We start from the raw sequence: 17684 nt of genomic DNA on the forward strand, positions 1-17684 counted from the left end.
ACTCACGGGTTCTGTGCGCTATCCTCACGGTTTGCAAGGAGGACCGGAATGCGCCGCCTGCCGCCGCTCCACGCGCTGCACGTGTTCGAAGTCGCGGCCCGGGCTGGGAGCTACGCGCAGGCCGGGCTTGAACTCGGGCTGACGCACGGCGCAGTCAGCCGGCAGATCGCGGCCCTGGAGGGTTGGCTCGGCCAGCGCCTGTTCGTGCGGGTCGGGCGCCGGATGGTGGCGACGCCGGCGGCCCGGGTCTTCGCGCAGGAGATCAGCCTGTCCTTCGACCGCCTGACGGCGGCGGCCGAGGCCTGCGGGCGGCCGCAGGCGCCGCGGGTTCTCAAGGTCAGCGCGCCGTCGAGCTTCGCCATGCGCTGGCTGATCCCGCGTCTCGACGGCTTCCACGCCGCGCGTCCCGGCACCGAGGTCGCGGTCACCACCACTACGTCGCTGCAGGACGCCCTGCGCGGCGGCTTCGATCTGGCGATCCGGCGCGGTCCCGAGCCCTGGCCGCAGCACCGCGCGGTGCCCTTCCTGGACGAGGCCGACACCCTGGTGGCGAGCCCCGCATTGCTGGCGCGCAGGCCGCTCTCCGCCTTGCGCGACCTCGAAGGCCACGTTCTGCTCGGCACCGAGACGCGGCCGGGCGATTGGCCCGACTGGCTCGCCGCCGCCGGGATGCCGCGGCCCGGCGGCGTCCGTCGCCGGGTCTTCGACCATTTCTTCGTGACGCTCCAGGCGATCGAGGACGGCGGCGGCCTCGGCATCGGGCCGTTCCCGGTGCTCGAGCGCGCCGTCGCCGACGGCCGGCTCGCCGTGCCCTTCCCGGAGATCCGGGTCGCGCGGCCGGGCTACTTCGTGCTGACGCCCTACGACGCCGACAAATCGCCCGCGCTCACCGCTTTCGTCGAGTGGCTCGTAGCCGAGGGGGCGTCCGCCCTCACAATTCTCCGGTGAGGAACTGCGCCCGCCCGTGCCCGAAGGACCAATCCTCGTCCGTGTTCTCCACGGTCGAGACCATGACATCGGACGGGGCGATGCCGCAGGCGGCCTCCAGCTTCTCGGTCAGCAGGCGGTAGAACAGCTCCTTCTTTTCGCGGCCTCGCGGCCGGGTGATCATCTGCACGACGATGACGTCCCGCGTGCGGGGGATGCCGAGCCCGGTATCCTCGACGATCATCCGCGAGGGCTTGTGCTCGGTGACGATCTGGTAGCGGTCGCCGGGCGGGACTTGGAAGGCTTCGAGCATCGCCGCGTGGGCCGCGTCCAGCAGGGCCTTCAACTCGTCATCGGTCCGGCCCTCGATCAGATCGAAGCGCAGCAGGGGCATCGGGATCACTCCGGTCATACGGGAAATGCGCCCTCTGGCGGTCGCCGGGCACACGCGGTTAAGTAGCCCCGCTTCCGGTCGCTTCCACTCGACCCGGATTTTTCGTATTATGCATACAAAGTGAGGGTGGACGGGCGGAGGGCTCTTCAACCCACCCCGCAACTGCCCACGGTCGAGGAGAAGAGCGATGTCCGATTTGCGGTTGCGCCGCAGCGTTCTGTACATGCCGGGTTCGAACCCGCGCGCCCTCGAAAAGGCAAAGACGCTGCCCGCCGATTCGCTGATCCTCGATCTCGAGGATGCGGTGGCTTCCGAGGAGAAGGAGCGCGCCCGCGAGCAGGTCTGCGCAGCGGTGAAGGGCGGCGGCTACGGCCATCGCGAGCTCGTGATCCGGGTGAACGCGCCGCAGACCCCTTGGGGCGATGCCGACCTGCGCGCGGCGATCGAGGCCAAGCCCGACGCGATCCTGATGCCGAAGGTGTCCTCGCCGGCCGTGCTCGAGAGCATCGCCGACACCCTCGAAGCGCTCGAAGCGCCCGAATCCATCGCCATCTGGGCGATGATCGAGACGCCGGCGGCGATCCTCAACATCCACGACATCGCCAAGGCACGCCGCGACCGCCGCAACCGGCTCACCTGCTTCGTGCTCGGCACCAACGATCTGGCCAAGGACACCTGGGCGCAGTTGGTGCGGGGCCGTGTGCCGATGCTGCCCTGGATGATGTTCACGCTCGCCGCCGCACGGGCCGAAGGGCTGATCGTTCTCGACGGCGTCTGGAACGACATCTCCGATCCGGAAGGATGCCGCGAGGAGTGCCGACAGGCCCGCGACCTCGGCTTCGACGGCAAGACCCTGATCCACCCCAACCAGATCGAGCCAGCCAATACGTCCTTCGCGCCCACCGAGGAGGAGGTGCGCCGCGCCCGGCTCGTGATCGACGCCTTCAACCTGCCGGAGAACGCCAAGCGCGCGGCGATCAAGGTCGAGGGCCGCATGTACGAGCGCCAGCACATCAGCATGGCCCGCCGCGCGGTGATCTGGTCCGAGACCATCGCGGCGCGCGACGCGGCGGCCTGAAACGCGAAACGGCCGCGCCCCTCGGAGGAGCGCGGCCGTGCCGTCACGCAGCGACGTGACGAAGAAGGATCTTACCAGCCGTAGCCGTAATCGTAGGCCGGGCCGCCCCAGGAATAGCCACCGTAGGCGCGGCGCGGGGCGTAGTAGCCGCCGTCGTAATAGCCGACGTTGCGGTAACCATAGCCGTAAGCGGGACGGGCGTAGCCGTAGCCATAGCCGGCAACCGGACGGGCATAGCCGTAGCCGCCGCCGTAACCGCCCCCGTAGCCGTAGCCGCCGTAACCGTAGCTGTTCGAGGCGGCGGCACCGAGAAGCGCGCCGGCCGCGAGACCGCCGACGACCCCGGCCGCAATCGCGCCACCGCCGCCACGGCCGCGCCAGCGGGCCTCGGCATCGGTCGAGGACAGGGCGCCCACGCCGAGCACGGCCACGGCGGACAGGATTGCGAGCTTCTTCATCAAGGTTCTCCGATTGCGGTGGATCGCCGATCCAATGGCACCCCAACGAGCACACCCTGGAATCGGTTCACTCCCGATGTGATGAAGGTCACGCTATGTCCTGTCGCATGAACGAAGGTGCAAAGATCCGTTCATCCAATCGTCAGGCTCGGCTCCCGGGCCCTCGAGCCATTGTGACCACATTCCTGTCGGGGCCTAATCTTGGCCGTACAGAGCGATCGCGCCTCAGCGTCGCCCGCCGACTTCGTCGAGGTGTCCCAGCAGCATCGCCGGATCGTCGTAGACCCGAACGGCACCGGACCGCTCCAACTCCTCCGTGCCGTAGCCGCCCGACAGCAGCCCCACGCCGAGGCCCCGGCAGCGGCGGGCCGCCAGCATGTCCCAGATCGAATCGCCGACGATCACCGCGTGCTCGATCGGCGCGTTCAGCCGCTCGGCGGCGGCGAGGAACAGGTCGGGATCGGGCTTGGCGTATTTCACGAGGTCGCGGGTCACCACCGGTACCTGGCCGGGATCGACGCCGAGCGCCGCGAGATTGTGGCCCGCGGTCTCCATGCGCCCACTCGTGGCGATCGCCCAGGGAATGCGGTTCTCGGTGAGCGTGGCGAGCAGTTCCTTGGCACCGGGCAGCGGCACGACACCCTTCGAGAGCCGCCCATAGGCTTCGGCATGGAGACGGCGCAGGCGGTCGATCCGCTCGGGGTCGATGGCGAGCCCGGTCTCACGCAGGAGCTGGTTGGTGAACAGGCCGCCGCTCATCCCGATCTTGCGGTGGATACGCCAGACCGAGAGCGGGATGCCCTCCGCGTCGAGTGCCTCCTTCCAAGCGAGCACGTGCTGGTAGACGCTGTCGACCAGCGTGCCGTCGAGGTCGAACAGGAAGACGGTCTCGATGCGCATGGTTTCGGGGCTCCTCGGCGGTGGCATCGGAACAACGGCCGCATCCGCCGGACGATGCATGGGTCGATGCATGCGGGAGGAGCGCGACGCGAGCATTGACCGGCGGCGGCCGAGCGGGTTGTGGTTCCGCCCGTCCCGCCATGCTCTTCACCCATCTCGCCGACGACCTCTTCCGCCCGCTCGCCTCGCCGAGCCGCGCCTTCAACGCGGCGCTGCTGCTGCACCTGCACGCGCGCGTGTTCGGCGATGCCGCCGAGCCCTTACGCAAGAGCGAGCTTCTGGCCGCCATCGGCGACTTCTCCGCGGGCTGGAGCCAGGCCGAGATCGCCGACGACGAGGCGACGCCCGCCGATCCGGTCGAGCGCCGCTCGGCGGTCTACCGGCGGCTGATCGAGGCCGGCTGGCTGGTGGAGCGGCGCGAGCGCTACGTGCCGGTGGTCGATTTCGACCCGGACGCGCGGCTGCTGATCGAGGAGCTGGCCCGGATCGAGCGCGGCGAGACGCGCTCCTACGGCGGCGCGGTGCTGGAGGTTCTGAGCGCGCTGGAGAGCGCCATCGCCAGCCCCGCCGAGCGCTCCGAGGCCCTGCGCAACGCGGCCAAGGCCTCGCGCACCTTCCTCGGACATCTGCGGGGTCTCGCCGGTGCGATGCGCAAGCTCGAAGAGCGCATCCTGCGCGAGCCGGACCTCAGCGCCGCCTTCCGGCTCTATTTCGAGGAATTCGTCGAGCGCCACCTCGTCTCCGACTACCGGACGCTGCACACCCGCTTCAATCCGTTCCGCTTCCGCTCCGGCATCGTGCGCGAGGCGGGCCGGGCGCTGCGCGACCCCCTGACGCTGCGGGCGCTGGCCGAGGGAAACCTGCGCGAGGGCCGGGCAGCGGACAAGGCCGCCGCCGAGCGGATGGTGCGGACCGACCTCGTCGAGATCCTCTCGATCTTCGAGGGGCTCGACCCGCATCTCGACGCGGTGGCCGAGGTGGTGACCCGGCTGGAACGGCGCATCTCGGCCGCCCTGCGCTACCGCGATCCCCGGGATTCCGCGCGGATCGAGCGGGCGGCGGCGGCCCTGCGCGCGGTGGGTGCGGGCGAGGACGACCTTGCCGGGATGCCCGCGGCCCAGATCTCGCTGCTGCGCCCGCCGATCGGCCCGCCCCAGCTCACCAACCCGCGCCTGCCGCGCCGGATCATCGAGTTCGAGCCGCTGCCCGAGATCGATGTCGATCCGGCGATCGAGGCCTTCATCGCCGCCAAGGACGAATTCCGCCGCCGCATCACCGTCACGCCGGAGCGCATCGCCGCCTATCTCGATGCGCGCCTCGGCGGGGCCAAGACCCTGCGCGGCTCCGAGATCGTCGTGGACGGCGTGGACGGCTTCGTCGTCTTCCAGCGCCTGCGCGAGATCGATGTGCTGTTCGACGGATTGCTGCGCAGCCGCTACCGCGTCGCCCGGGTCGAGGGCCGCGTCTCCAACGGCTGGCTCGACTGCCCGGATTTCCTGATCGAGCGCGTTCCGGCCGCCGCCGCCCGGCGCGGAGCCGGCAAAGCAGGCTGAACGGACGAACATGCTCGAACCCTTCCGCGCCATCCTCGACGGCGAAGAGCCGCCTCCGCCCGGCCGGGCTGCCCCGAACGAGGAGGAGCTGATCCGCGCGCTGCAGGTGCTGCTCAAGAGCCAGTGCATCTACGCGGCCAGCACGGGGATCGGACGCTCCTACGAACTCGCCCGGCATTACGCGCCGTTCTTCCGCGACTACTTCGCCTGCCTCGGCTACCGGTTCGAGGTGGCCCATCGCGACCAGATGGTCTTTCTCGCCCTGCCGCCGGACGGCGTGCGCCACGACGCCCAGGGCGAGCGGCTACGCAAGGACGAGACCCTGGTGCTGCTGGCGCTCAGGCTCGCCTACGAGGAGGGCCTGCGCGACCACCGCGTTTCCACCGACGGCACGGTGGAATGCACCACCGACGACATCGCCGACGCGATCCGCTCCGCCGCCCGCACCGATCCGCCCGACGAGGCGCGGCTCATCGAGATCCTGCGCCTGTTCTCCCGCAAGGGCGCCCTGCGGCTGGGCGAGCGCGACCGGGCGGAGCGGGTCACGCCGCTGGTGCTGATGCCCGGCATCACGGTGCTCTCGCCGGATGCCTGGATGGATCAGGTCAGGGCCTGGGCCTCCGCCGGGGAGGGGAGGGGGGCCTGACCGGCCGTCTCCGGCTGCGCCCAGGGTGCCTCCGAGAAGGCCTTCTCCAGGAAGCCGATCAGGGCCGAGACCCGCGCCGGGCGCGGCAGGCCGGGCGGCATCACGAGATTGAGGGCGATGGGCGGCGGCTGCCAGTCCGGCATCACCCGCTCCAGGCGCCCGCTCTTCAGATCCTCCCAGATCGTGAAGTCCGGCTGCACCGCGAGGCCGAGCCCGGCCCGCAGGGCGGGCGCCAGCGCGTCGGCGTTGTTGGCCCGCAACGGGCCCTCGGGCACGATCGAGACGGTCTCGTCGGCCGCGTTCGAGAAGTGCCAGCGGTCCGGCGTCGGCAGGTAGGCGTAGCCCAGGCAGGCATGCGCCTTGAGATCCTCCGGCTGTGCCGGCCGCCCGTGCCCGTCGAGATAGGCGGGCGTCGCCACGAGCGAGCGGCGCACGCCGCAGAGCCGGCGCACCCGCAGCGAGGAATCGGGCAGCGCGGCGATCCGCAGGCCCAGATCGAACCCGCCGCCCACGAGATCGACCCGCTCGTCGGACAGGTGCAGATCGACCGAGACCTCGGGATAGGCGGCCAGGAAGTCCGGCAGGACCGGTGCGAGATGGGCCACGCCGAAGGACATCGGCGCGGCGAGCCGCACGCGCCCCCGCGGGGCGCCGCTGGCATCGCGGGCGCGGGCCTCCGCCGCCTCGCCCGCGGCCAGCAGCCCGGCCGCGTCGTCGCGCGCCGTGCGGCCGGCCTCGGTCAGGGACAGGCGACGGGAGGTGCGGTGGAACAGGCGGGCGCCCAGCCGCAGCTCCAGCCGCGACACCGCCTTCGAGACGGTGGCCTTCGAGACCGCGAGTTCCTCCGCCGCGCGGGCGAAGGAGAGCGTGTCGGCCACGACCGCGAACACGGCCCAGGCTTCGAAATCGGGAAGGCGCGCCATCGGCAGACTCTGGAAACGATGTGTTTCGATCGTTTCCGTTTTCAAGCGGGAAGGCAAGGGCCAGATTGCTCTCATACCGGCAGCCGGAGGAGGCGGATCCTCCTCGCGGCGCCCCGGATCGGGAGACCTGAACCATGAGCGCCTACGGCATCCACCACGTCACGGCCTTTGCCGGCGACACCGCCCGCACCGTCGATTTCTACACCCGCGTGCTCGGTCTGCGCCTCGTGAAGAAGACCGTGAACTTCGACGATCCGGGCACCTACCATCTCTACTTCGGCGACGAGGCGGGTGCGCCCGGTACGATCCTCACCTTCTTCCCGATCGCGCATGCCGCCCCCGGCCGGGTCGGCGTGGGTCAGGTCTCGCAGACCGCGTTCCGCGTGCCTCGCGGCTCGATCGGCGCTTGGACGCACCGCTTCGTCGCCTTAGGCGTGGCGCACGAGGCGCCGAGCGTGGCCTTCGGCGAGACGGAGCTGCGCTTCCGCGATCCCGACGGCATGCCGCTCGCGCTGGTGGGCATCGACGGGATCGAGGGTGAGCCGGCCTGGGCCGCGGACGGCATCGCCCCGGATCAGGCGATCCGCGGCCTGCACGGCGCCACCCTGCTCCTGCGGCAGGCGGAGGCCACCGCCGCGATCCTGACCGACGTGCTCGGCTTCGAGCGGGTCGGCCAGGAGGGGACGCAGATCCGGCTCGCGGGCGGCGCGCGGCTGGGCAATGCCGTGACGCTTCGGGAGGTCGGCGACTTCCTGCCCGGGCGTCAGGGGGCGGGGTCCGTCCACCACATCGCCTTCCGGGCTGCCGACGACGCGGCGCAGGAGGCGATGGCCGAGCGGCTGCGCGACCGGCACGGCCTCGCCGTCACCGAGCAGCGGGACCGGCAGTACTTCCGCTCGGTCTATTTCCGCGAGCCCGGCGGCATCCTGTTCGAGATCGCCACCGACGCGCCCGGCTTCGCCGTAGACGAGCCTGCGGCGGAACTCGGCCGCGCGCTCAAGCTGCCCGCCTTCCTCGAACCCCATCGCGGGCAGATCGAGGCGGTGCTGCCCAAGGTCGCCTGACGCGTCCTGCGGCCGCCCGGAGAGATCCGGGCGGCCGGCCCTCGTCGAAAATCGGGAGATCGTCATGACGAACAGCCTCGCACCGGACTTCGTCCACCGCTTCGAGCCCGGCCCGGATCCGGCCGCTCCGCCGCTCCTGCTGCTCCACGGCACGGGCGGCGACGAGGCCGACCTGCTTCCTCTCGGTCGCGCCCTTTCGCCGGGCTCCGCGCTGCTCTCGCCTCGCGGCCCGGTCCTGGAGAACGGCATGCCGCGCTTCTTCCGGCGTCTGGCGGAGGGCGTGTTCGACGAGGCGGATGTCCGCCGCCGGGCAGCCGACCTCGCCGCCTTCGTCGCGCAGGCGCGCGTCGCTTACGGTCTGGCCGCGCCTGTGGCGGTCGGCTTCTCGAACGGCGCCAACATCGCCGCTGCGACCCTGCTCCTGCACCCGGAGGCGCTGGCGGGCGCCGTGCTGCTGCGCGCGATGGTGCCGCTCGCCGAGGCGCCGCCGGCCGATCTCGTGGGGCGCCCGGTGCTGCTGCTCTCGGGCGCCTTCGACCCGATCGTCCCTGCCGAGAACGCCGAACGGCTCGCGGCTGGCCTCGAACGGGCCGGTGCGCGGGTGACCCACACGGTCAACCCGGCCGGCCACGGGTTGTCGCAGGCCGATCTTTCCGCGGCGGGCCCTTGGCTCGCCCGGAATTTCGGGCGCTAGCGCGCTTTCCGACGAAGTGGACACCGGTTCGTCGGAAGAAAGCGCGGCGCAATAAGGGCTTAGAGATGCGTCCCGACCCGACGTGGTCGGGCGCAGCTCCCTCGCGCATTCCGCCGAAGCGAAGACGGCTTCGGGGGCGCGCGTCACGACAAGCGGGCAGCGGCGTGAAGCGCACCCTGTCGTCGCGACGATAAAAGGTCGTGCCGACCGCCTTTGGCTCAATCGGTCCGACCCGGCCCGGGACATCGCGCGGGCGCCGCTTCGTCCCATTCGCGGTCCCGCTCCCGCTGAATCTCGGCGCGGTCCGGCTCAGCCATCGCTTCCCGGGCGTCGTCCTCGCGCGTCGTCCCGGCGGGCAGGGGACCGGGCCGGTCCGGCTGCAGGGCGCGGGCCAGAGCGGAGACGAAGTCCTCAAGATCCGCGGCCGAGATCCCGAGTGCCCGCAGAGCTTGCGCGCGCGGCAGCGAGGCGAGATCGGCCCAGGTCGCCCCGGCCGGGCCGAACCGTTCGACGAGGGCGCGACCGAGCAGGGCCGGCTCCACCGGCACGGCACGGAGCCGATCCAGGCGCCGCCGGTCGGTCGCATCCCTGTCGTGGGCCGCCCTCGCGCCCGGAACGAGCCGGGCGAGTTCGCCGAGCAGATGGGCGCGGATGGCCTCGACCCGCACCGGGCCGATCTTGCGCACCATCATGAGGTCGGCCGGCGTCGCGAGCGCCAGTGCCCCCATATCCGCAAAACCGGCCTTGCGGAGCCGCGCCCGGATCGCGGCCGTCAGCAACCCGCGTCCGAAGCCAAGGGCCGCGAGGCGATCGACGGTTCCCGCGGGCAGATCGTCGAAGAGTGGCAGCCGGGCGGACGCTTCGTCGGCAAGTCGGTTCAAGGGATCGGGCATGGCGATGGCAGCGATGTGGATCGTGACAGGAACGTTCACCGTCCCCGTTGCGGCCAGGCAGCGACCGGCTTCTCTGACCATGACGGATCGCGAAGTGGAAGGGGGAGAATGAGCCGGTTTTTACGCCTTATGCGCCTTTGCGCGTCCCCCAAAACGGCAGTACCTTGAGGAAAACCTCCATCTACGAGCCGCCCTGTTCGTAGCTGGCAGAATAGGGTCGTGATCAAGTGTTGGCGATTATATTTCTCATCATCGCTGGGGTGCTGATCGGACTATTCTGTCATTGGGGAGTGCTTGCCGCCGCAAGCTTTATCGTGGTGATTGTGCGTATCGCCTACCACTTTCACGGCGAACAATCGCTGCTGATCGACGGGCTGATGCTGCTCGCCAGCCTGACCGCGTTGCAGGGCGGGTTCGTCTGCGGCGTCTATCTCGGCTACAGGAAGGATGTCTGATAGCCTTCGGCGATGATCTCTACTCATCGCTCACCGAGCTCGCGACGTCAGAACAGAATCACGTGTCCCGAGAGCCAGGAGGCCGTTCCCCAGAGTGCGGTCGAGAGGAGGACGAGTCCGATTCCGTAGGACAGACGGGGACGGGCGGGGGGCATCGGAACGGTCGTTTCCAGGCTGACGGCGTGCACCCTGGCCATATGACACGGAACCCGTTGAGTCTGAGGGAGAATCGACCGCGTCCGGCCGCGGCAAAATACGTAATCGCCCCGGCCGGACCGTCATCGGAGGCGTTGCATGAACCTGCCGTCGCGGCTCGACTTGCGAGGTTGCGGACAGGCGAAGCGCCGGCGTCGGGATGCCGCCCGCTTCGGTCATTCGGGTCTCGTATCGTCAAGTCACGCTTCGGTGAGGCGTGGCCGCTCGGCAGGCCCTCGACGCGTACGAAGTCGAATTTTCCGGAGGATCGTCGCGAAATCCCCCGGCTCGAGCCGAGGTCGGTCCAGGGCCGAGGGCTCCCGCCCTTGCGTGTGCGGGTCGCAGCGTCCATTGCCCTGGCTCTCGTTCAACCTCAGGGACTGGCGGCCGGGCCGGTGTATCGCCTCACCGACATCGCGATTTCGAATTGGTACCTCATCCGGCGCGAGCAGATCCGGATTCGCGGGGCGGCCGCGCTCGTCGGTCCGACGGGAGCGGGCAAGTCGACGATCTTCGACGCCGTCGGCACCGTGCTGGCCGGGAACAACGCGAGCCGGCTGGCGCTGAACGCCTCCGCCTCGGGCCGCAGCGCGCGCACCGTGCGCGACTACTGCCTCGGCTGGATCAGCGACCCGGCCGAGGGCGGACGCCCGACCCGGGAGGCCTGCGAGACCGTCATCGCCCTGGTGTTCGAGAACGCGGCCAGCGGGCGCGTCGTGACCGTCGGGCTGGCGCTCGCCGCCCGCGCCGAGGAGCCGAAGGAGGAGACGCTCTCGCGCTTCATCGCGGTCGGCCACCGCTTCGAGATCGGCGATTACGTGCGCGAGACGGAAGAGGGCAGCTTCGTCGCCCCCTGGACCGAGGTCGCCGCCGACCTGCGCCGCCGGGCGGACAGCTTCGAGGAGTTCCGCACCTCCGGCGAGCGCTTCACCGCGGCGGTCCTGGCGCAACTGCGCGAGGGCGCGGCGGTGCCCGACCCGCGCCAGTTCCTGCGCACCTTCTCCAACGCGGTGGCGTTCAAGCCGATCTTCGACACCAGCGCCTTCGTGCGCAGCTTCGTCCTGGAGGCCGAGCCGCTCGACGTCGCCCGCATCCGCCAGTCGATCGAGACCTGGCGGCGTCTTCTGGAGACCATCGAGGAGCTGGAAAAGCGCCTCGCCCATCTCTCGCGCATCTGCGAACGCTACGAGGGCTGGGCGCGGGCGAGCCTCACCGCCGCCCTCGACGAGATGCGTGCGGCCGGCGCCGACCTGCGCCGCCGCATCCTCGACCACGCCGAGGCCCGCCGCCTGCTCGTCGAGGCGAGCGAGCGCCTGCGCATCGCCCGCGAGAGCGTGGCGACGAGCCAGGGCTTCGTGCGCGAGATCGATTCGGAGATCGCCGCCCGCAAGGCGATGATCGTCGGCAGCGCCGCGGAGGCACGGCTCGCCGCCTCGAATGCCGGCCTCGCCATGGTCGCCCGCGACCGGCGCGATCTGGCGAACCGCCTCGCCGGAATCATCGGCCTCGTGCAGGATGCCGGGCGTCTCAGCGCGATCGGCGGCACTCTGCGCCGGATCGATCTCGGTGCGGCGCGCATCGTCGAGGCCTGCGCCCGCTCCGGGCTGCGCCGGGAGGCGCCGCCGGAGGACAGTCTGCGCGCCGACGGGCCGCTCAAGGGCCTGCTCGACAGCCTCGCGACCCTGCCCGACATCGGCGATGCCTTGGAGGAGCAGGCCGAGGATCTGGCCCTCAAAGCGCGCGAGCGCGAGAACGAGGTGCGGGGCCTCGATGCGCAGGTGAATGCCGGGCGCTCCGCTTCCGCGCGCCTCTCCTCCGACACGGAGGCCTTTCGCGAGGAACTGGGTCGGCTCGGGATCGAGGCGGCGCCGATCTGCGAGCTTGCCGAGATCGTCGATCCGAAATGGGGCCCGGCGCTCGAAGGCCTCCTCGGCCGCGCCCGCGAAGCCCTGGTGGTCGAGCCCGACCGGCTCGACCGCGCCTTCGCTCTGCTCGAGTCGCGAAAAAACCAGTTCTTCCGCTGCCTGCTGGTGAAGACCACCGACACGGCCCGGCGCGCGGCGCGGCGCTTCGACGACGGGCCGATGGGCCTGATCGAGACCGAGAGCGACCATGCGGAAGCCTTCCTCGCCGCCCGGCTCGGCGGCTACGACCTCGCCCCGGACGACGCGGCGCTGCGGCACATGAGTCGCGCGGTGGCGCCGAGCGGGCGCTCGACCTCCGGCATGGCCTATTCGGTGGTGCGTCCCGTGCCGCTGATGATGACGCGCGGCCAGCGCGGGCCGACCGCCGAGACCCGCCGCCGCCTGGAGGAGGCTCGCGAGGAGGCGCGGACCCTGCGGGCCGAGGCCACGGTGATGCGCGAGGCCGCCCGCATCGCCGCGCTCCTGCGCAGCCGGCTCGCCGAGGCGCCGGTCGATGTCGAGGCCCTGCGCGCCGAGGCCGATGCGATCGAGGGCCGCCGACGCAGCCTCGCCACCGAGCAGGAGACGGTCGCCCGGGCCGATGCCGGCGTGATCGAGGCCGAGCTGAAGGAATTGCAGAAGGAGCGCTCCGCCTATCTCACCGAGTTGGTGCAGGTGCTGGAGCCGAAGCGCGATGCCCTGCTCGCCGAGGAGGCGGGGCTCAAGGCCCGGGTCGTGCAGGGGCGCGAGGCGGCGCGCGCCGCCTTCCTGGCCTACCGCGCGGCGCTCAAGCGCTGGACCTCCGGCGACACCGTCCGTATCCGCCTCACCGACTCCGTGCCGGCAGACGTGCCGGACACGGTGGTCGGCATTGCTCAGGCACGGGCCGACCGGGCCGATCTCGAGGCGAAGGCGCTGGCCTCGCTCGCCACGCAGGCCCGCGCCTCCGCCCGCGAAGCGGCCGACAGCGTGCGCAACCAGGGCCGGGCCGCCGAGCGGGATCTTGCCGAGTACTGCGCCGCTTGGCGCGTCGAGAACCCGCTGGGCTCGGCCGAGCAGCCGGCCTCCTTCGGCTATGCCTGGGCGATGCGCGAGCGCGACGAGGTGGCCGGCCACGAGCTGCGCCGCTACCGCGACCAGTCCCTGCGGGCGGAGGCCGAGATGCGCCGCCTGATGACCGAGGATCTGCTGACGCGCCTCGCCGACAAGTTCGAGCGGATGCGCGCCCGCCTCGACGCGCTCAACGAGCGCCTCGCCTCGCAAACCTTCACCGGCCAGACCTACGCCTTCGAGGCCGAGGTCGACCGGCGCTACGCCGCCGTCCACGCACTGGCCACCGAGGTCGCCCGCTCGCCGGACGCCGCGCAGGCGGTGCTGCCGGGGCCGGAGGACGGGACCGAGAAGGGGCCGCTCGCCGCGGCGCTCGCCGAGATCACGGCGCTGATCGAGGGGGAGGAGAACGCGGCACGGCTGGCCGATTACCGCAACTACTTCGTCTACGAGATCGGCATGCGCGACCGGGCGGGCAACCGCACCACCCTGTCGAGCCGGGCGCTGCGCGGTTCGGGGGGCGAGGCGCAGGCGCCGTTCTACGTGGCGATCGCCGCCTCCATGGCCTCGGCCTACTATCCTGGCGACCGTCCCGGCGACGAGACGCCGGGACTCGGACTCTGCCTTCTCGACGAAGCCTTCTCGAAGCTCGACGTGCGCAACAGCCAGTCGCTCGTCGATCTCTTCCGCGCCTGGGGCCTGCAACTCCTCATCGCCGCGCCGGAAGACAAGCGCACGACCCTGACCGAGGTGATGGATACCGTCGTCACCGTCTACAAGAGCCCGGATCTCGCCTCCGTCCGAATCGAGGCCGAGCACCCGCTGGAAACCGCCAAGCGGGCGCTTGCCGAGATCAATCCGGAGCGGCGGGGAATCGAGGCGTTCCGCCTCCCGAATGCCGCCGAATAGCGACGTTTCGCCTGCGGCTTAGCTTGGCATCGGTTCGGCCGACGACCGCAGGCGCGTTCATCGAACTTTATCCTCTCCGGGCATTGACGGAGCCGACCCTCCCGCGTAGAAGCGCGCCACTCCGGTGGATCGAGAGTCGCTTTCGGGTCGAAGCCACGGGCTTCGGCGACCGTCGTCAGACCGATACCGGCATCACACCCTGACGTACTCGTCAGATCAGCGGGTAAGAACGCGTCGTTTACGGCGTGATCCTCTGCCTCACCATCGCCAAAGGCCCTGATCGGCCTCTGGCGCTATTCGTTTTGTCGCGGGCTCGCTCGCGGTTCTGCCGCTCCGCAAGGGGCTTCGACAGGTTCAGACGGTGGCCGCCCAGCGCGGCCGGATGAAGAGGGCACAGGATGCCGACGATCAACCAGCTGATCGCCCAGCCGCGCAAGGCGCAGAAGGCGCGCAACAAGGTGCCGGCGCTCAACGCCTGCCCGCAGAAGCGCGGCGTCTGCACGCGCGTCTACACCACGACCCCGAAGAAGCCGAACTCGGCTCTGCGTAAGGTCGCCAAGGTGCGCCTGACCAACGGTTTCGAGGTGATCGGCTACATCCCGGGTGAGGGCCACAACCTTCAGGAGCACTCCGTGGTCATGATCCGCGGCGGCCGCGTGAAGGACCTTCCGGGCGTGCGCTATCACATCCTGCGCGGCGTGCTCGACACGCAGGGCGTGAAGAACCGTAAGCAGCGCCGTTCGAAGTACGGTGCGAAGCGTCCGAAGTAAGATCTCTTCGGACGGCCATTTCCACGGCCTCGCAAGGATGTCGCCGGCGTCAAGCTCAAGGCGGCCTGCGCGAGGTGCTTAAAGCCAGTTTTTCGAGAGTCTGAACAATGTCCCGTCGTCACTCAGCCGAGAAGCGCGAGATCATTCCGGACGCCAAGTACGGCGACATCGTCCTCACCAAGTTCATGAATTCGATCATGTACGAGGGCAAGAAGTCGACCGCAGAGCGGATCGTCTACGGCGCCTTCGACCTCGTCGAGAGCCGCGCCCGCGCCAATCCGATCGAGGTGTTCCGCGCCGCGCTCGACAACGTCGCCCCGGCGATCGAAGTCCGCTCCCGCCGCGTCGGCGGCGCGACCTACCAGGTCCCCGTCGAGGTCCGCACCGAGCGCCGTCAGGCTCTCGCCATCCGCTGGCTGATCCAGGCCGCCCGCGGCCGCAACGACCGGACCATGGTCGAGCGTCTCTCCGCCGAGCTGCTCGATGCCGCCAACAACCGCGGCAACGCCGTCAAGAAGCGCGAAGACACCCACCGGATGGCCGAGGCCAACCGCGCCTTCTCGCACTACCGCTGGTAATTCGCCTGTCGAGCGCGGCCACCGGGCCGCGCTCCAAGCCCGCTTTCTCCCGGAGAGACCCCGATGCCCCGCACGCATGCGATCGAGGACTACCGCAACTTCGGCATCATGGCCCACATCGATGCCGGCAAAACCACGACGACCGAGCGGATCCTCTACTACACCGGCAAGTCCCATAAGATCGGCGAGGTCCATGAGGGCGCCGCCACCATGGACTGGATGGAGCAGGAGCAGGAGCGTGGCATCACGATCACCTCGGCTGCGACCACCTGCTTCTGGCGCGACAAGCGCCTGAACATCATCGACACCCCCGGTCACGTCGACTTCACCATCGAGGTCGAGCGTTCCCTGCGCGTGCTCGACGGCGCGGTGTGCGTGCTCGACGGCAACCAGGGCGTCGAGCCGCAGACCGAGACCGTGTGGCGTCAGGCCGACAAGTACGACGTGCCGCGCGTCGTGTTCGTCAACAAGATGGACAAGATCGGCGCCGACTTCTTCAAGTGCGTCGCCGACATCATCAGCCGCGTCGCCGGCAAGCCGGTCTGCCTCCAGCTGCCGATCGGTGCCGAGTCGAGCTTCAAGGGCGTCATCGACCTCATCAAGATGAAGGCGATCGTCTGGTCGGGCGAGGCGCTCGGCGCCAACTTCTCCGAGGAGGAGATCCCGGCCGACCTCAAGGATCAGGCGGTCGAATATCGCACCAAGATGATCGAAGCCTGCGTCGAGCTCGACGACGACGCGATGACCGCCTACCTCGACGGCGTGGAGCCGGACGAGGAGACCCTGCGCAAGCTCGTGCGCAAGGCGGTGCAGCTGCGCGCCTTCCATCCGGTCCTGTGCGGCTCGGCCTTCAAGAACAAGGGCGTGCAGCCGCTCCTCGACGCGGTCGTCGATTACCTGCCGTCTCCCGCCGACCGCGGCGAGATCAAGGGACTCGACTTCAAGACCGAGGAAGAGGTGGTTCGCCACCCGACCGACAGCGATCCCTTCTCCATGCTCGCCTTCAAGATCATGGACGATCCCCACGTCGGCACGATCACCTTCTGCCGCGTCTATTCCGGCAAGGTCGAGTCGGGCGCCAACGTCATCAACTCGTCGCGCGACAAGAAGGAGCGCGTCGGCCGCATGCTCCTGATGCACGCCAACAACCGTGAGGACGTCAAGGAGGCCTTCGCCGGCGACATCGTCGCTCTGGCCGGCCTCAAGGACACCCGCACCGGCGACACGCTGTGCGATCCGAAGGACGCGGTGATCCTCGAGAAGATGGAGTTCCCTGAGCCCGTCATCGAGATCGCCGTCGAGCCGAAGTCGAAGGCCGACCAGGAGAAGCTCGGCATCGCGCTCTCGAAGCTGGCTGCCGAGGACCCGTCCTTCCGCGTCTCGACCGACCAGGAGTCGGGCCAGACCATCCTCAAGGGGATGGGCGAGCTCCACCTCGACATCAAGGTCGACATCCTGCGCCGCACCTACAAGGTCGACGCGAATATCGGCCAGCCGCAGGTCGCCTATCGCGAGAAGCTGACGCGTCGTCAGGAGATCGACTACACCCACAAGAAGCAGACCGGTGGTACCGGTCAGTTCGCCCGGGTGAAGTTCGTGGTCGAGCCGAACGAACCGGGCGCCGGCTTCTCGTTCGAGTCGAAGATCGTCGGCGGAGCGGTGCCGAAGGAGTACATCCCCGGCGTCGAGAAGGGCCTCAACTCGGTCCTCGGCGCGGGCGTGCTCGCCGGCTTCCCCGTGGTCGACGTGAAGGTCGAGCTGATCGACGGCGCCTACCACGACGTCGACTCCTCGGCGCTCGCCTTCGAGATCGCCTCCCGCGCCGCCTTCCGCGAGGCGCTGCAGAAGGGCGGCTCGGTGCTGCTGGAGCCGGTGATGAAGGTCGAGGTGGTGTCGCCGGAAGAGTATACCGGCTCGGTCATCGGCGACCTCAACTCCCGCCGCGGCCAGATCCAGGGCCAGGACATGCGCGGCAACGCCAACGTCATCAACGCGATGGTGCCGCTGGCCAACATGTTCGGCTACGTGAACCAGCTGCGCTCCTTCTCCCAGGGTCGCGCCAACTTCACGATGCAGTTCGACCATTACGAGGAAGTGCCGCGCGGCGAGGCCGACAAGGTCATCGCCAAGTACGCCTAAGGCGGGCGCCGAACGCTTCTTCGAACCACGACACTGACGATTAGGAGGCCCTGATGGGTAAGGAAAAGTTCTCCCGTACCAAGCCGCACTGCAACATCGGCACGATCGGGCACGTCGATCACGGCAAGACCTCGCTGACGGCGGCGATCACCAA

General features: G+C 69.8%; 17 protein-coding genes. 12 read left to right on the forward strand and 5 right to left on the reverse strand.

From position 1 onward, the window contains the following. Nucleotides 1-48 precede the first annotated feature (48 nt). The gene (locus tag BY998_RS19860) at nt 49-948 is read left to right on the forward strand and encodes a LysR substrate-binding domain-containing protein (RefSeq protein WP_110353436.1); all 900 of its coding nucleotides are present in this window, start codon (nt 49-51) and stop codon (nt 946-948) included. Here BY998_RS19860 and BY998_RS19865 read toward each other — a convergent pair. Further along, complete coding sequence (locus BY998_RS19865; RefSeq protein ID WP_110353452.1) at nt 932-1321, reverse strand: tautomerase family protein; 390 nt, start codon at nt 1319-1321, stop codon at nt 932-934. The genes BY998_RS19860 and BY998_RS19865 overlap by 17 nt on opposite strands. A gap of 187 nt (nt 1322-1508) precedes the next feature. Between BY998_RS19865 and BY998_RS19870 the strand changes: the two genes are divergently transcribed. Further along, nucleotides 1509-2399 carry a CoA ester lyase gene (locus tag BY998_RS19870; RefSeq protein ID WP_110353437.1) on the forward strand — a complete coding sequence of 297 codons (891 nt, stop codon included), beginning with the start codon at nt 1509-1511 and terminating at the stop codon, nt 2397-2399. Nucleotides 2400-2470: 71 nt separating this feature from the next. Here BY998_RS19870 and BY998_RS19875 read toward each other — a convergent pair whose 3' ends face one another. Both BY998_RS19875 and BY998_RS19880 read right to left on the reverse strand, forming a co-directional pair. Further along, nucleotides 2471-2857 (reverse strand): hypothetical protein, encoded by a 387-nt coding sequence (locus tag BY998_RS19875; RefSeq protein ID WP_110353438.1) that lies wholly within the window; start codon nt 2855-2857, stop codon nt 2471-2473. A 225-nt stretch (nt 2858-3082) separates the two neighbouring features. After that, complete coding sequence (locus tag BY998_RS19880) at nt 3083-3757, reverse strand: HAD family hydrolase (RefSeq protein WP_110353439.1); 675 nt, start codon at nt 3755-3757, stop codon at nt 3083-3085. Between the two features lie 140 nt (nt 3758-3897). Between BY998_RS19880 and BY998_RS19885 the strand changes: the two genes are divergently transcribed. Then, nucleotides 3898-5310 (forward strand): Wadjet anti-phage system protein JetA family protein, encoded by a 1413-nt coding sequence (locus BY998_RS19885; protein WP_110353440.1) that lies wholly within the window; start codon nt 3898-3900, stop codon nt 5308-5310. Between the two features lie 10 nt (nt 5311-5320). Then, entirely contained in the window at nt 5321-5956 is a 636-nt protein-coding gene (locus tag BY998_RS19890; RefSeq protein ID WP_110353441.1) for a DUF4194 domain-containing protein, read from the forward strand. Here BY998_RS19890 and BY998_RS19895 read toward each other — a convergent pair. Then, nucleotides 5911-6879 carry a LysR family transcriptional regulator gene (locus BY998_RS19895; RefSeq protein ID WP_110353442.1) on the reverse strand — a complete coding sequence of 323 codons (969 nt, stop codon included), beginning with the start codon at nt 6877-6879 and terminating at the stop codon, nt 5911-5913. The two genes, BY998_RS19890 and BY998_RS19895, sit on opposite strands and share 46 nt — an antisense overlap. A gap of 134 nt (nt 6880-7013) precedes the next feature. Between BY998_RS19895 and BY998_RS19900 the strand changes: the two genes are divergently transcribed. Together BY998_RS19900 and BY998_RS19905 are read left to right on the forward strand one after the other, a co-directional pair. Beyond that, nucleotides 7014-7943 carry a ring-cleaving dioxygenase gene (locus BY998_RS19900; RefSeq protein WP_110353443.1) on the forward strand — a complete coding sequence of 310 codons (930 nt, stop codon included), beginning with the start codon at nt 7014-7016 and terminating at the stop codon, nt 7941-7943. Between the two features lie 64 nt (nt 7944-8007). Continuing rightward, nucleotides 8008-8637: an alpha/beta hydrolase gene (locus BY998_RS19905; RefSeq protein WP_110353444.1), complete on the forward strand. Its 630-nt coding sequence runs from the start codon at nt 8008-8010 to the stop codon at nt 8635-8637. Between the two features lie 218 nt (nt 8638-8855). Here the strand turns inward: BY998_RS19905 and BY998_RS19910 are convergent, their stop codons facing one another. Continuing rightward, a complete protein-coding gene (locus BY998_RS19910) occupies nt 8856-9569 on the reverse strand; it encodes a hypothetical protein (protein ID WP_245421667.1) in 714 nt (237 codons plus the stop codon). Nucleotides 9570-9757: 188 nt separating this feature from the next. Here BY998_RS19910 and BY998_RS19915 point away from each other — a divergent pair, with 188 nt between their 5' ends. The 6 genes from BY998_RS19915 to BY998_RS19940 all read left to right on the forward strand — a co-directional run. Continuing rightward, nucleotides 9758-9985, forward strand: coding sequence for a hypothetical protein (locus tag BY998_RS19915; protein WP_110353445.1), 228 nt, complete (start codon nt 9758-9760; stop codon nt 9983-9985). Between the two features lie 590 nt (nt 9986-10575). Next, nucleotides 10576-14043 carry an SbcC/MukB-like Walker B domain-containing protein gene (locus BY998_RS19920; protein ID WP_110353446.1) on the forward strand — a complete coding sequence of 1156 codons (3468 nt, stop codon included), beginning with the start codon at nt 10576-10578 and terminating at the stop codon, nt 14041-14043. 398 nt (nt 14044-14441) lie between these two features. After that, nucleotides 14442-14813 carry a 30S ribosomal protein S12 gene (gene rpsL, locus BY998_RS19925; protein ID WP_004447775.1) on the forward strand — a complete coding sequence of 124 codons (372 nt, stop codon included), beginning with the start codon at nt 14442-14444 and terminating at the stop codon, nt 14811-14813. Nucleotides 14814-14920: 107 nt separating this feature from the next. Beyond that, complete coding sequence (gene rpsG / locus BY998_RS19930; RefSeq protein ID WP_017485508.1) at nt 14921-15391, forward strand: 30S ribosomal protein S7; 471 nt, start codon at nt 14921-14923, stop codon at nt 15389-15391. Nucleotides 15392-15454: 63 nt separating this feature from the next. After that, the gene (gene fusA / locus BY998_RS19935; RefSeq protein WP_110353447.1) at nt 15455-17530 is read left to right on the forward strand and encodes an elongation factor G; all 2076 of its coding nucleotides are present in this window, start codon (nt 15455-15457) and stop codon (nt 17528-17530) included. Between the two features lie 53 nt (nt 17531-17583). Then, a partial coding sequence (locus BY998_RS19940; protein WP_146221755.1) for a GTP-binding protein occupies nt 17584-17684 on the forward strand: 101 nt, incomplete at its 3' end.

It is taken from the genome of Methylobacterium sp. B4, assembly GCF_003201865.1.
Lineage (GTDB): Bacteria > Pseudomonadota > Alphaproteobacteria > Rhizobiales > Beijerinckiaceae > Methylobacterium.